Below are 13,416 nucleotides of genomic sequence, written 5' to 3'. Positions count from 1 at the left end.
ACAAACACCTGCAATAGGTAGCCCAGAATGATCAGAGATACGCTGGAGGCAATGACCCCATAGATAATGGTGAGGAATGCTCTATCACCCAAATAACGAATGACAGCCCGGTATAGCCCGAGGCGGATAAACACGGCAATAGTGAACACCACCGTAATGGCAGCAACCGTCAGTTGCTCCTGAGTCGGCAGCCAAAGGTGCTGTTCCAGGCGTAAGGCAAACGCAGCCCAGATTGCAAAGAACAGGAAGAACGCATCCGACAGAACGGAAACAACCCGTTTATAAAACCTCGGAAGGTTCAGAAATGACCTGATCATAAGATTGCCATCTCTACGCTTTGCCAACTTTTCCCTGTTCAAGCGGTTGCCTCCTTCATTACCCGTGCGAGCACCTTGCACGTGAGTTTGACTTCTTCGGCCGTCAATGTCGGGTGAACCAGGAACATCAGGCTGGTATCACCCAACTCCCTGGCCACCGACAAGCGCTCCTCCGGAGCCATACCTGCGTCCTGTATCGCCTTCTCAAAATACACTTCCGAGCAGGAGCCGGAGAAACAAGGCACGCCAGCACTAACAATCTCAGACATCACCCTGTTTCTATCCCACCCTGGCTTAAGGGTAGTAGGCTCTACAAAAACATAACACTTATAGCCGGCATGGCCGATGTGTTCCGGAACCTCCGGCACTCTCAGCCCTTTGCACTCCCTGGCAGCCTGCCAGATAGCCCTACAGTTAGCCCGACGGCGCTCAGCCCAGTCCGGCATACGCCGTAACTGAATCCGGCCAATGGCAGCCTGCATCTCCGTCATCCGCCAGTTCGTGCCAAAACTCTCATGCAGCCAGCGAAAGCCCGGCGGGTGCTCGCGCTCATAAACCGCTTCCCAGCTTTTGCCATGATCCTTGTAGGCCCACATGCGCGACCACAGTTCCCGATCATTGGTGGTCACCATGCCGCCCTCGCCACCGGTGGTCATGATCTTGTCCTGGCAAAAGGACCAGGCTGCTACGTGCCCCAGAGACCCAACCGGTTTGCCCTTGTACGTCGCACCATGGGCCTGGGCACAATCTTCGATCACTGATAAGCCATGGCGGCAAGCCAAGTCATTCAGGCCATCCATGTCACAGGGCCAGCCTGCAAGATGAACCGCAATGACCGCCTTGGTGTTGTCATTAATCAACGACGCAACCGTCTCAGCCGAAATCCCCTGGGAATCCGCATCCACATCCGCGAACACAGGCCAAGCGCCCGCGTTAACAATACACGTTACCGAGGCCAGGAAGGTTCGGGAAGTGACAATTACTTCATCACCGGCGCCAATACCTAACGCCTTCAATGCAAGATCCAGAGCCACCGTGCCGTTCGCCACGGCCACGGCATAGTCAGTGCCGGAGAATTCAGCGAATTCCCGCTCGAATTCACGACATTCCTGGCCGGTCCAGTAATTGACACGGTTGGAGAGTAATACCCGGGAAGCCGCATCGGCCTCTTCCTGAGTATAGGAGGGCCAGGGGGAGAATGGTCCGTTTAACATTTAGTGAAAAACCGTTTGGAAAATGTATTGAACATCAAGACGAAGAGACCAGTCTCGGATGTAATCCAGATTGATCCGAACCTTGTCGGGCCAGATAACGTCGCGATTGTAGGCTTCCGGATTCGCCTGGGCAGCCAGGATCTCTTCTTCATCACGGTACTTCAAAGTGGCAGGTCCGGTAATGCCGGGCCTGATAGACAGCATCGCCCGCTCTTCACCCTGCAACTGATCGGCAAAGCCGGGTACATCTGGCCTCGGGCCAACAAAGCTCATATCACCAACAAACACGTTCCAGAGTTGAGGAAGTTCGTCTATCTTGGTACGACGAAAGAAGGCTCCAAGCGGAGTAATACGAGGATCCACCCGACTGGTAACGGTGGTGTCGAACGAGGCAACCGGGCGCATGGTTTTTATTTTCACTACCCGGAAAGTACTGCCATTACGCCCTACCCGCTTCTGGATAAAAAAGCCGTTGGATCGAGTGTCGATGGTTGCTGCCAACCAAGCAATCACAATCAACCACCAGACCAGGGTCAACCCCAGAAGCGCAAAAACCAGATCAAAAACCCGCTTCATCAGAGCCTGAATCGGTTTCAGCGCCCATGATTCCGCCGACCCGCCCTCACAAATAGTCATAGCGCCTCAACGTGTCACCAACCAAGGCCTCCAGATTGGCAACCTCATGCTCGCCCAACGCTTTGCGGCCCTTACCGAGACTGCGGGGAGACACACGCTCGACGGCCCGTTCAATACGGTGCTGAGGAACCTCCTTCCCCAGAAATTCAAGGATTCGGGAAAGCTCCGCCACCGGGTTGCGAACAAAGTCTTCATAACGAACCCGAACAACTTTGTCTTCAGGCATCCGGGAAAACGCTTCTTCGGACTTATCAATGCATTGCTGCCATTGCAGGGCGCATACTTCATTAAGCGTGTGTTGTTGAAGGGTTTCCTGCATGCCATTCAACGCAGGCCCCCAGAACGCCAGGCGTTTTTGCCTTGAGATCAACCGATAGATCCTGGCCCAGCAATATCGAAGGGCGTAGTAAGGAAGATCCATCTTTGGCACAAAACGCACTTTTTCCAGAATGTAGGGGATGTCCAGCTCGGCGGTCCAGCGCTCTTTCGCGGAGCCGGTGGCGTCAATACCATCCCGGTAGATAAAAACGTACTTTGCATCCGGCACCACCACGTCGACAAATGGCACGCGCAATGAGTTAGCACAGGTCTTTTCAACCACGATATCCGCGGAGTACTTTTCTCGAATATCCTCGAAACTCTGCTGAATGTAGCTTTTAATCACTGGTGTCGCGCGATCTGCCGGAATCTCGTCGGATGGGAAGCGAACGTTTCCGTGACGCCAAATGTAGTTGATTTCATCGCAGGGCCAGGTAGCTATGCCTTCGAGGGAAGTTAAAACATCACGTAGCATGTTTGTACCGGAACGAGGAGCACCAATGATTACCGCAGGCTGATAAACCATCAGATATCCACCCCAAGTTCACGGTAGACATTCAGATACGCCTTCTGAACTGCCTTTATGTCAAATGCATTCTTCGCCAACTCCGCAGCGTTTTTGCCTAACTCTAATCGCAACTCTTTATTCTCCAATAATTCCAGAACCCGCGATCCCATCTCTTCGATATTTATGTCAGGAACGAGGTAACCCGTTCTCCCCTCTTCCACCACCTCTCGAACACCCGGTACATCGAACGCGATCGTGGGTAAGCCTGTTGCGGCGGCCTCCATCACTGCCCTGGGAACACCTTCTCTATATGACGGGAACAGTAACAGGTCAGCTTGCGCTAATAGAGGCGCAACATCGGAAAGCCTACCGATATAGCCGACTTCCTCAAGCGATTTGAACCAGTTGAGATCGACAGAGTCAGGATGGACCGGGTCCTCCTCTCCAGCCCATAGGAACCGAGCACCAGGAATTTCCCACCTTACTCTTTTCGCAACCTCACAAAATTCAGAAACTCCTTTTTGATAAATCAGTCTACCCAACATAACAATAACAGGTTCAACTCCGCTCCGATCAGCCCTATCGACGTATGAAAAACGCTCAAGCGACACACCAGATCCAGCAATTAGCTTGGTCTTGGATCGAGGAACCCACTCATTCTCTAAAAATAAGCTCCAGTCATCGTGGTTCTGAAAAATTGTACAGTTTGCTTTTGGTAACGCCTTTCGATACCCCAAACTTGCGAAGCGGGTTATCAGCCCCCCACGAATAAAAGCGTGGCCAAGCCCGGTAATGGTATTCACGATCAAAACAGAATCTCCAAGCTTAAAACGCATGACTAGCGTTCCCATAATTACCGGTTTGGCGTGAAAAAAATGAACAATCGATGGAGACCATTTGCGAGCAATTTTCATCAACATCCAGCCAGCCATAAAGTCGGAGCCGATAGAGAAACCACCGCGATTGAACTGAATGACCTCAAGTCTAGCCCCCAGCCTAACAAGTTCAGCACTATATTCATCATCAGAGGTAACCAAAACAACCGTCCACCCCTGCTTCAAGTACTCTTCTATTATGCCTCGTCGCGAGCTGAACAATGCGTAACCTCTATTGGCACAAAATAACGCTGTCTTATTCTGCACGATTCACACTACCATAAATTCTGTTTTTCACAGGTTTTGACTTTGACCTAACTGAAGATAAGATCACGAGAAATAGAGAGATAAACTTGGCACGGTGCCTGACACCAGTACCAAAGTTACCAATTGCCAAAGCGAATGCGAGGACTACCGGAAACGCCACCAAAAGTAAGAACTTTGATTCCGCAGGCAAAGCCTTATGATTCTTAATTAGATATAGAAAAACACCTAGATAAAATAAGCCATCCAGCAGTCCAACTAAATGCTGCGGTCTTGAAACATCCCAGGGAAAAGGCGAAAAAAGAAAATATATTAGACGAACCGGCGACTTGAAAATTAACTCAACTGGAGTATTCGGTTGTGTCCACGCAGGGTACGCAGCTCCGTCCCTGGCGCTATAATTGACTATAGCAATTATCTTGTCTGCATCAAGAGCACTAATCACCGAACCAAGCTTAGGTATTGCCACTCCGCCAGCAATCAAAACAGCAATAGCTATTGGCGCCAGAATAGATGTGGTAATCGAAGCTGATTTTAAACTATTTGCCTGCCACCCGGAAACCGCACGCTTCAAACTTCGAAGTACAAGCATCCCCAGAAATCCAAGTGCACCAAGCGCAAATGCACCATGAAAAAAAGTAGCTAGAGCAAATCCAAGTATTGAAATCCAAACTCCAACGACACGATTATACTTATACCAGACTACGGAACCATAAAGGGCCATCAAAAAGAAGAAAACGACAAAAGGCTCTCTCAAAGGTATTGATGAGTAAAGCACCAATGTCGGAAACAGGGCAGTAAGCCAAGCACTTATAATCGCTGCCCTTCTTCCTGCTACCATCTGGGCGAGATGTGCCCCCAAAAGGATAATACCACCACCCATAAAGACCGAGATTGACTGTGCGAGGAGTACACTAGGCCCAAAAACAGAATAAAAAAATGCCAAAACCCAAGCATAAAAATAAGTGGTAGGGCCCGGAAAACTCTGCAGCATTTCCAAGAATCCATTCTGTGACCAGGCGATGGCTTGTAGATGAAAGTTTAGCGCGTCTGATCCGTGATCAGGGAGTTTTATTACAAAGTAGTCAAAGAGGACAAACCCAATTCGTAAAGACACCCCAATCAACAGTGGATAGGAAATCCACTTTAGCTTGTACGCCCACCCCGTATAGAACGTCAAAGTAAAAGCAATACCAAGGAAGCCCACTAACTGTGTCATTTCTCGGCCGACTCAGAGAGATTAGCGAGCCATTCCTCTATTCTGTCGCTCCAGCTAGCGGAACATGCTGGGTAATCGTCATCATCTCTCTTATTGGCAGAGAGACGATCCAGTATCAGTTCGCGAGCCTCCTCTGGTTCTCTAAAATCCACCGCTAGCCCAACGTTGTGTCTATGCACCTCATCCGAATATCCCAACTGATCACGCTGCGCTACCACGGTTCTCCTATTGACCATGTAATCATACAGCTTAAGTGGGCTACCGGGGCTGATCCGAACATCAGCTACCGGTAACAGACAAGCGTCCGCAGCGCGAATCAGATCCGCACAATCGTTATCATCAAGCGGCGAGAAATTCAGACATAGTTGTTCCGGATCATAACTTTCCATGGATCCACCACCACACACAATTTGCACCTGATCGCCATGGGCATTAAAGCATCGCTGAAGGCTGACAAGGTAATCAACGCCATGCCATTTGCTCGCGGCTCCGGTGAATACCAGCACGGTAACATCTTCGGCCAGACCGAACTTCTCCTTGGCTTCCAATCGGCTTAGCCTTGATGCTGAAGATGGTTCAAAACCGTTATATACAAAACAGCTTTTCCCCCGCATCTGATATTGGCTTTCATACCAGGCCATAAGCTGTGGATGGTTAAAGATTCGCAGGTCAGCTCTTTTATCCTGCAGAAGACTCATACTCAGCTTCACATAGGCAAAAAAGCGTTTAATACCTTTGAATGGCAGTAATCTCAGCTCCTCGAGCCCGGCAGCGTGCACCTCCCGAACAAACAAGACGTTAAAAAATGGCCTTAAAACCTGCGAGAAACTACCCGCACTCCCCCTAGTAATGATGGCATCCGGTTTGAGTTTCAAGATACTGGCAATAATACGGAACTCATTAATGAGCAGCTTAAGTGGCGCAAGTAGACCTTCATCTGCCGAGTAGTATGTCAATCTGACACCCTGCCTTCTTTTTAGAGCATCCAGTTTTTGCCGGGTGGCGCGATTCTTTCCAGTGCTTTTATTGAGGGAAAAGTCGCAGGCGTAAATAATCTTCAAACGTTCGTCCATTTAATATCTTTAGAAAAATCGCTCAATCTGAAAACAAGCCTCGAACACTCTGTATTAAGTTAATTTAGTCGAATTGGCAGCGCATGAAGCTCCACTGATGGAGGTCTTTTTTCCGAAAGTTCCAACAACATCTTTGCAACCAACTCATCTTCTCTTCCATCCCATTCAGTGTAATAGGTTGAACTATAGTACCTCACGGCACTAACATCTGGAACGCTAGTTCCCAAATCTCCGTTAATTATCTCAACTATCTCAGAGCGCGTTTTTGCATGTATTGCCAACCTATGCTGAACGTACCCATAATAATCTGGGCTATCTGATGGTCTCTGCTCATAATATATTGGCAAGACTCCAGAAAGTGCCGCTTCTAAATGAATACTGCTATTGCCGGCAATCAACCAACGAATCTTATTCAGAAAATCTGATATCGACTCATTCTCCGGATTACTTAACTTTATTCTAGAACTGTTCCCAAAAACTGAAAAATATCGTTTAATATCGCCTTTGGGCTGCCCTGGATGCCAGCGCACGATAATTTCTAACCCGGAATTGGAAAGACCTTTGATAAACTCGATTGCTGATTCCGTTTCATCCAATGCATTGAGAGCAACACCAACAACGTTCTCTTCCCTATTTATCCTTCGGTCTATCTGCTTTTTTTGCCCCGTCAATATAACCTGAGGAGCTGGAACTTTCCGGTGAGTGGGAGGCTGATTCTCCTCACAACTTTTATAAATATCAAAGGCGCTTTGCCCATCCAGAAACGCATAGTTCACGCGTAATGCCGGAAAAAGCGAGCTTACCGAGGCATGCTGCATGTAGACCGTTTTAATACCCAAATAATGGGCGACTGCCAATAGTGATCGATTTGAAGGGTTATGGTCATTGGCAGTAATGACAAATGCAGGATTGGTACTTCCAAGTACTCGATAGAAGTACACCAAGTGAGCATACACACTACAGAAGCTATTAAAATAATTGGTTATAGCAGTCGGGTGTTTTCTTTTTAGGTCTAGATATAGCGCTGGCCCTCTACGCACAAGAAGCACCAACGACTTTACTATATCGATAGCGTTATAACTGAAGGGAATATATCGAGAACGCAACGCCTCGGTTTTAAGTAGTTTAGCATGAGCAATCTCGACTACACGGGCACCCTGCTGTGTCAAGTGGGTTGTTGTCCCGTCTAACGAGCTCATCTGATTTGCTGTGCCAGAAAAAACCAAATAATCCGCCCGGGACGTCAGTATCTTGGGCTGCTTCAATTTTAAATGACTTAGCAAAAACACGCCAAAAGCACATAACCGGAGTAACAGACCGCGAAACTTCGGTTTGCGCCGGGTCAAATGCGGCATGTTATCCAACTGCTGTCCGTAAAGATACGCCAGCCAGGTTTCCGGCTCCTGCTCCAGAATGGCGTTGATGCCTTTATACCAGCCCATCAACTAAACACATCTTCCGTGACTGGCGTATTGGCGCCAACAGCACGTACAACCGCCTGTCCAATCACCCTATTCAGGTACTTAGGTGCCAACCCATAACCAGGCCGAACGCTTCTCACACACTCTTCAGTAATCACTTCACCTGCTTTCATATCCTTCACAAAATACAACGAACGTCGAAACTGTACGTTGCCCTGTTCGCTCGATTTCCTTCCATAGTTGATCTCCCCGAGTGATCTCCAGGCAGTTTTGCTGTCTCTGCAAAGAGCGGCAAGGGCGCGAGGTTCAAGAGAGAAACTGTCATCCGGGCCGCCGCCATTACGGTCCAGCGTAAAATGCTTTTCAATCAATGACGCACCCAATACAACGCTGGCAATGGCTGTGGTGTTATCCAGAGTGTGATCTGACAGGCCTGTCACCAGCCCGAAACGCTCGATCATGTCCGGAATCGTTCTTAGATTATAATCTTCTGCGGGAGCGGGATAACCGCTGACACAGTGAAGGATAGCCAACTCTTTGCAGCCTCCCTCTCTCGCCGCTGATATTGCTTCTTCGATTTCTTCAGCATCGGCCATACCTGTAGATATGATCATTGGCTTGCCTGTAGTCGCCACATAGCGAATGAGCGGTAGGTCGATTGCTTCAAAGGAGGCAATTTTATAAGCGGGCGCATTCAGGTCCTCGAGTAAATCTACAGCGGTGGTGTCGAAAGGGGAACTGAAGATTGGAATGCCATTTTTCTTGGCGTGATCAAACAAGGGTTTGTGCCACTCCCAAGGCATGTGGGCCTCCTCATAAAGCTCATAGAGCGTACGACCGTCCCACAACCCACCTTTTATCTTAAACTCGTCAACATCCGAATTTAGAGTAATTGTATCCGGCCGATAGGTCTGCAGCTTCACAGCATCTGCCCCTGCCTTTGCGGCTTCCTCGATGATCTTAAGCGCTGTTTCCAGCTTTCCGTTATGGTTTGCTGATAGTTCAGCAATGATATAGGGCGGCTCATCGCGGGAGATTTTACGACCAGCAATTGTGATCTTCGGTTCACCACTCATCAGTTAGCCTCCGTCAGTTGCCATTCATTCGCCAGAAGGCCGAAGCAAACAACATCATGATAATTTACACCGTCAAAGTGTTGGTCTCGCAGCCGGCCTTCTTCCAAAAACCCAAGTCGCTTATGAAAAGCAATTGAGCGTTCATTGAATCCCAAAACCTGGCCACAGAGCTTGTGGAGCTTCAGTTCACCAAAAGCAAACTTCAGAACTTTATTGCCGAGTATGTTACCACTTCCTCTAGGCGCGTGAGGGGCCAGATAGAATCCCCAGTCTGCAATTTGAAGGCTTCGTGACAAGCCAATATTAATAAAGCCGAACGCTTCGCCCCCACTCTCGTAAATTTTCAAGTAGGTCTTCGCATCATGCTCAACTCTTTTAAACCAACTACGATGCTCGTCGAAGCTGATTTCGTGGGTTGTATACATAAAGTGACGCACTTCCGGGTGATTTCTCCAAGAAAGCACCATCAAAAGATCTTCATAGGTCATCGAACGAAGTCTTGCCTCACTCACCGCCGCACTCCTTCGAAATAACGAATGAATCACAAACCTTTTCTGCGCCCTTACCGTCAGTGAACTTGGCCCCAGCCTCTGCCATCTTTGTCAACAACCCGGAGTCTTTATTCAGAGAATCGAGCAGAGACGAAAGTGCTTCGGTTAACGCACTTCCTTTCTCAGGAGTCATTGCCGCCCCGGCATCAACGAGCGCCTTTGCTCCCGACTCTTGATTCTCTGCCAAAATAAACAGGATGGATGGTAGCCCAAGACTGCATCGCTCCCACGCTGTCCCACCAGCGGCACCAATAGCTAAATCCGCCCGATACATGCGCATTGCCATGTCGCTGACACCAACATTTACTTTTGTGTCGAAGGGAATGTTAGATGCTAGTTTCTTAACTGATTCGAGGTGGAGCGCAGCCCGTCCCATAACAACATCCAACAAAGTATCTTGCGGAAGAATGCTTTTAGAGAGCGCTTCAAGCACTTGGCCGGTTACATTTTTTTGATCAATCCCACCCAAAGATATGAGAATACGCTTCAGTTCTGGAGAGCGCCTGCGCTCCAGGCTTGCTGACCTATGCTCCGAAAACTCAGGGCGAAGCAAGGCGTATTGTGGCCCAATCAGCTTTTTGCAGCCCAAAGGAACCCGATCGTCATAATCTTTAGGTTGACGGCCCAAATTTTGGTCCAGTAGAACTTCACACTCGTGATCCCGATCTGCCAGATCATCAATAACCATAACCTGGCTGACGGGCTCAATGAATTGCCTTTCCCAACGGGCATCCAGCGCATAATGGTCGACAACTAGCCAATCTAGATTATGGTCGGACAGTACTTCTTTTGTTTGATCAGCGTCCAGTTGCAAGGGAACGCCTAGCCAGTCGGCATGGGGGAGCTCTGATCCTTCATCTGCTAAATTTTCTGTCAGATCTGGCGTGTGCAGCAAGTGAAGCTCAAAACCCTTTTGACCGATCAAGTCTGCAAGATTGCCCTTGTGGTCTCTGCAAACAAACAGGCATTGATGACCCTGACGGCGCAACTCCTCGGCCAGAGTCAGGCAGCGCATCACATGGCCGGTGCCAATCTGAACTGAAGCATCGGCCCTGAATGCAATCTTCATTGAGACCCTAACTCTTCCCGCATGGACCTAAAAAGCCACTCGGCACGACTCCAATCCTCCGGAGTATCTATGTCCTGGACACGATGGCGAGGCAGTTTTACGGGTACCGAATCTTCAGTGAATATCATTTTCTCTTCTAACCATGCGCTTGCTTTACCCCAGTAAAATTGGCCGGCATCGTGCCAGGCTTCTTCCAGATCCTGTGACCGAGTAGTAAAATGCTCCGGGTTAAACATCGCGACGCGACCACTATCGGTAACTCGAATTGCTCGCTGAATGGGGAATGCGAAGCTGGTTACGGAGAAAGCATAGTCAGCGCGGGTTTGTCGGATTAGCCGCCACCCCCGTTGAAGGTCCTCTGCTGATACAAAAGGTGCGGTTGCATACAAGCAACAAGCATAGTCAACTGGAAAATTCTGCTCTTTTAGCCAATCAACCGCATGGCGGATCACTGGTAACGTGCCCGTATAATCATCTGACAGAATCTCGGGGCGGAGAAATGGCACTTCGGCCCCCCACCGCGTGGCCACATCAGCAATTCCTCTATCGTCTGTGGACACCACAATTCTGTCGAAGCAGCCGCTGATTTTTGCCGTTTCAATTGACCATGCAATCATCGGTTTGCCACAGAATGGGTTGACGTTCTTCCGAGGTATGCGCTTGCTTCCTCCCCGGGCTGGAATAATCGCAACTCGATTCATTATTGGTCCGTGCCCCCCAGAGCCTCTCGAAGTGCAAGCACAACTTGGTCCTGCTCATGATCGGTCAACCCGTGAAACATCGGAAGACTGATCGCTTCCCGGTAATACTGCATCGCTTCGGGGAAGGCTTCAGGCTGAAATCCCATCTTTTGATAATATGGCTGGGTATGAACCGGGATATAGTGCAGATTCACACCTATACCCTGCGCTCTCAGCGCCTCAAATACATCGCGATGCGTTTTATTGATTACGTCCAGCCTCAGGCGGATAACATAGAGGTGCAAACCAGAATAACTGTCAGGATGCTGCCAGGGTGTTGTTACGGGCAACTCTTTTAAGAGCTCACCGTATCTTTCAGCCAACTCGTGACGGCGAGCTACAAACGAATCCAGCCGGTCCATCTGGCTGACGCCCAAGGCAGCCTGAAGTTCTGTCATACGGTAGTTGTAACCCAGCTCCACCTGCTGGTAATACCACGGGCCATCCGCTTCATGAGTCATCAAATTCTCGTCTCGAGTAATACCGTGGCTGCGCAAAAGGTTCATACGACTGGCCAATTCGTCATCGTTGGTCAGTGCCATTCCTCCCTCAGCGGTGGTAATAATTTTCACCGGATGAAAACTGAATACAGTGATGTCGCTATAGCGCCCACTACCGATAAATTCGTTCTGATATAGGCCACCAATGGCATGAGAAGCATCCTCAATCACATGGAAGTTGTATCGCTTGCTCAGTTTAAAGATTGCCTCCATATCACAGGGCTGGCCTGCAAGGTGTACAGCAACCAGCACCTTTGGCAAAGCATTCTCCAGCTCTGCCGATTGCAACTTGGCTTCCAGAGCCTTTGGACAAAGGTTGTAGGTTCTGGGGTCAATATCTACAAAGTCGACCTTAGCTCCACAATAAAGCCCACAATTGGAAGAAGCCACGAATGTAATGGGCGTTGTCCACAGCCAATCCCCTGGGCCCAGTCCCAGAGCGCTGCAGGCAATGTGGAGGGCTGAGGTGGCACTATTGACCGCCAGAGCGTGCTTCGCACCCACATGGTACGCGACTTTCTGCTCAAAGACGGGCACTTTCGGGCCCTGAGTCAGGAAAGCTGACTTAAGCACATCCAAGACAGCATCTATATCAGCCTGATTTATCTCCTGCTTGCCGTAGGGAATCATAATCAGATCTTACCGATTTCATTGTTATGGCGGTCAATCCAAGCCTTCAGTTCTTCGTCAGTCATCCATTCTGTATTGTTATCGCTCGAGTACACGAAACCTTCTGGCACCTTTTTCCCATCTTTGATGCGCTCCACAGAGGCACCCCAGTTGTTGATACTTGGCAGTATTTTAAAGTGTTCCGGGTATTCATAGGTGAAGTAGGAATCCTCCGCACCGATCATTTGTTCGTGAAGTTTTTCACCCGGGCGAATGCCCACTACTTCCTGTTTCGCTTCCGGGGCAATGACACGGGCGAGATCCGTCATCTTCATGGACGGAATCTTTTTTACATAAATCTCACCACCGACCATATCTTCAAACGCATGCCACACCAGGTCCACGCCCTGCTCCAGGCTGATCATGAACCGAGTCATTCGGGGATCCGTGATTGGCAACACACCCTTGTCTCTGATGGACATGAAAAACGGGATAACGGAGCCGCGCGAACCCATTACGTTGCCGTACCGGACAACGGAAAATTTGGTCTCATGGCCGCCAGCGTAGGAATTACCCGCAACGAATACCTTGTCTGATGCAAGCTTGGTTGCACCGTACAAGTTGATAGGACTGCTAGCTTTGTCAGTGGACAGCGCTACAACACCTTTAACACCTTTATCGATGCAGGCATCGATCAGATTCATGGCACCGTTGATGTTCGTTTTGATGCACTCAAACGGATTGTATTCTGCTGTGGGGACGATTTTAGTTGCAGCAGCATGTACAACATAATCCACACCATCGAGCGCGCGGTACATACGCTCACGGTCGCGAACATCGCCAATAAAAAAACGCAGACGGTCGTCTCCCTGGTATAGCTTGGCCATTTCCCATTGTTTCATTTCGTCGCGGGAAAACACGATGATTTTCTTTGGGTTGTACTTTTCCAACGTCATCGGGATAAATTTGTGACCGAAGGAGCCGGTACCACCTGTAATTAAAATAGTCGAGCCTCCAGTAATTGTG

The 13,416-nt window shown here is 49.2% G+C and carries 13 protein-coding genes and 1 pseudogene; all 14 read right to left on the bottom strand.

The window, feature by feature from the left end; translation table 11 throughout:
- Nucleotides 1-317, bottom strand: a pseudogene (locus AXW11_RS15930) (polysaccharide biosynthesis protein); the annotation flags it as partial.
- 38 nt (nucleotides 318-355) lie between these two features.
- A complete protein-coding gene (locus AXW11_RS15925) occupies nucleotides 356-1,531 on the bottom strand; it encodes a DegT/DnrJ/EryC1/StrS family aminotransferase (protein ID WP_075196466.1) in 1,176 nt (391 codons plus the stop codon).
- Entirely contained in the window at nucleotides 1,532-2,167 is a 636-nt protein-coding gene (locus tag AXW11_RS15920; RefSeq protein ID WP_177190582.1) for a sugar transferase, read from the bottom strand.
- The gene (locus AXW11_RS15915; RefSeq protein WP_075196467.1) at nucleotides 2,154-3,011 is read right to left on the bottom strand and encodes a sulfotransferase family protein; all 858 of its coding nucleotides are present in this window, start codon (nucleotides 3,009-3,011) and stop codon (nucleotides 2,154-2,156) included. Before AXW11_RS15915 ends, AXW11_RS15920 begins: the two co-directional genes overlap by 14 nt.
- Complete coding sequence (locus AXW11_RS15910; RefSeq protein ID WP_075196468.1) at nucleotides 3,011-4,135, bottom strand: glycosyltransferase family 4 protein; 1,125 nt, start codon at nucleotides 4,133-4,135, stop codon at nucleotides 3,011-3,013. The genes AXW11_RS15915 and AXW11_RS15910 overlap by 1 nt, the downstream gene beginning before the upstream one ends.
- The gene (locus AXW11_RS15905; protein WP_075196469.1) at nucleotides 4,125-5,351 is read right to left on the bottom strand and encodes an ArnT family glycosyltransferase; all 1,227 of its coding nucleotides are present in this window, start codon (nucleotides 5,349-5,351) and stop codon (nucleotides 4,125-4,127) included. Before AXW11_RS15905 ends, AXW11_RS15910 begins: the two co-directional genes overlap by 11 nt.
- Nucleotides 5,348-6,424, bottom strand: coding sequence for a glycosyltransferase family protein (locus AXW11_RS15900; protein ID WP_075196470.1), 1,077 nt, complete (start codon nucleotides 6,422-6,424; stop codon nucleotides 5,348-5,350). Before AXW11_RS15900 ends, AXW11_RS15905 begins: the two co-directional genes overlap by 4 nt.
- 59 nt (nucleotides 6,425-6,483) lie before the next feature.
- Nucleotides 6,484-7,869 carry a glycosyltransferase family protein gene (locus tag AXW11_RS15895; RefSeq protein ID WP_143071124.1) on the bottom strand — a complete coding sequence of 462 codons (1,386 nt, stop codon included), beginning with the start codon at nucleotides 7,867-7,869 and terminating at the stop codon, nucleotides 6,484-6,486.
- Nucleotides 7,866-8,921, bottom strand: coding sequence for a pseudaminic acid synthase (gene pseI / locus AXW11_RS15890; RefSeq protein ID WP_075196472.1), 1,056 nt, complete (start codon nucleotides 8,919-8,921; stop codon nucleotides 7,866-7,868). The genes AXW11_RS15895 and pseI overlap by 4 nt, the downstream gene beginning before the upstream one ends.
- A complete protein-coding gene (gene pseH, locus AXW11_RS15885; protein WP_273633744.1) occupies nucleotides 8,921-9,433 on the bottom strand; it encodes a UDP-4-amino-4,6-dideoxy-N-acetyl-beta-L-altrosamine N-acetyltransferase in 513 nt (170 codons plus the stop codon). The genes pseI and pseH overlap by 1 nt, the downstream gene beginning before the upstream one ends.
- The gene (pseG, locus tag AXW11_RS15880; protein ID WP_075196474.1) at nucleotides 9,426-10,541 is read right to left on the bottom strand and encodes a UDP-2,4-diacetamido-2,4,6-trideoxy-beta-L-altropyranose hydrolase; all 1,116 of its coding nucleotides are present in this window, start codon (nucleotides 10,539-10,541) and stop codon (nucleotides 9,426-9,428) included. Before pseG ends, pseH begins: the two co-directional genes overlap by 8 nt.
- The gene (gene pseF / locus AXW11_RS15875) at nucleotides 10,538-11,242 is read right to left on the bottom strand and encodes a pseudaminic acid cytidylyltransferase (RefSeq protein ID WP_075196475.1); all 705 of its coding nucleotides are present in this window, start codon (nucleotides 11,240-11,242) and stop codon (nucleotides 10,538-10,540) included. The genes pseG and pseF overlap by 4 nt, the downstream gene beginning before the upstream one ends.
- The gene (gene pseC / locus AXW11_RS15870) at nucleotides 11,242-12,411 is read right to left on the bottom strand and encodes a UDP-4-amino-4,6-dideoxy-N-acetyl-beta-L-altrosamine transaminase (protein ID WP_075196476.1); all 1,170 of its coding nucleotides are present in this window, start codon (nucleotides 12,409-12,411) and stop codon (nucleotides 11,242-11,244) included. Before pseC ends, pseF begins: the two co-directional genes overlap by 1 nt.
- Before the next feature lie 2 nt (nucleotides 12,412-12,413).
- Nucleotides 12,414-13,412 carry a UDP-N-acetylglucosamine 4,6-dehydratase (inverting) gene (gene pseB, locus AXW11_RS15865; protein WP_091641106.1) on the bottom strand — a complete coding sequence of 333 codons (999 nt, stop codon included), beginning with the start codon at nucleotides 13,410-13,412 and terminating at the stop codon, nucleotides 12,414-12,416.
- Nucleotides 13,413-13,416: the final 4 nt, after the last annotated feature.

Origin of the sequence: Marinobacter sp. Hex_13, assembly GCF_001566815.1 — a bacterium.
GTDB lineage: Bacteria > Pseudomonadota > Gammaproteobacteria > Pseudomonadales > Oleiphilaceae > Marinobacter > Marinobacter salarius.
Note: the sequence above shows the minus strand (reverse complement) of the source record. Positions and strands in the feature narration are given on the sequence as shown.

Coding starts and splice junctions, on each gene's coding strand:
- pseF (WP_075196475.1), bottom strand. CDS start 11,242: ATGAATCGAGTTGCGATTATTCCAGCCCGGGGAGGAAGCAAGCGCATA.
- AXW11_RS15905 (WP_075196469.1), bottom strand. CDS start 5,351: ATGACACAGTTAGTGGGCTTCCTTGGTATTGCTTTTACTTTGACGTTC.
- pseC (WP_075196476.1), bottom strand. CDS start 12,411: ATGATTCCCTACGGCAAGCAGGAGATAAATCAGGCTGATATAGATGCT.
- AXW11_RS15915 (WP_075196467.1), bottom strand. CDS start 3,011: ATGGTTTATCAGCCTGCGGTAATCATTGGTGCTCCTCGTTCCGGTACA.
- AXW11_RS15920 (WP_177190582.1), bottom strand. CDS start 2,167: ATGACTATTTGTGAGGGCGGGTCGGCGGAATCATGGGCGCTGAAACCG.
- pseI (WP_075196472.1), bottom strand. CDS start 8,921: ATGAGTGGTGAACCGAAGATCACAATTGCTGGTCGTAAAATCTCCCGC.
- AXW11_RS15900 (WP_075196470.1), bottom strand. CDS start 6,424: ATGGACGAACGTTTGAAGATTATTTACGCCTGCGACTTTTCCCTCAAT.
- pseG (WP_075196474.1), bottom strand. CDS start 10,541: ATGAAGATTGCATTCAGGGCCGATGCTTCAGTTCAGATTGGCACCGGC.
- AXW11_RS15925 (WP_075196466.1), bottom strand. CDS start 1,531: ATGTTAAACGGACCATTCTCCCCCTGGCCCTCCTATACTCAGGAAGAG.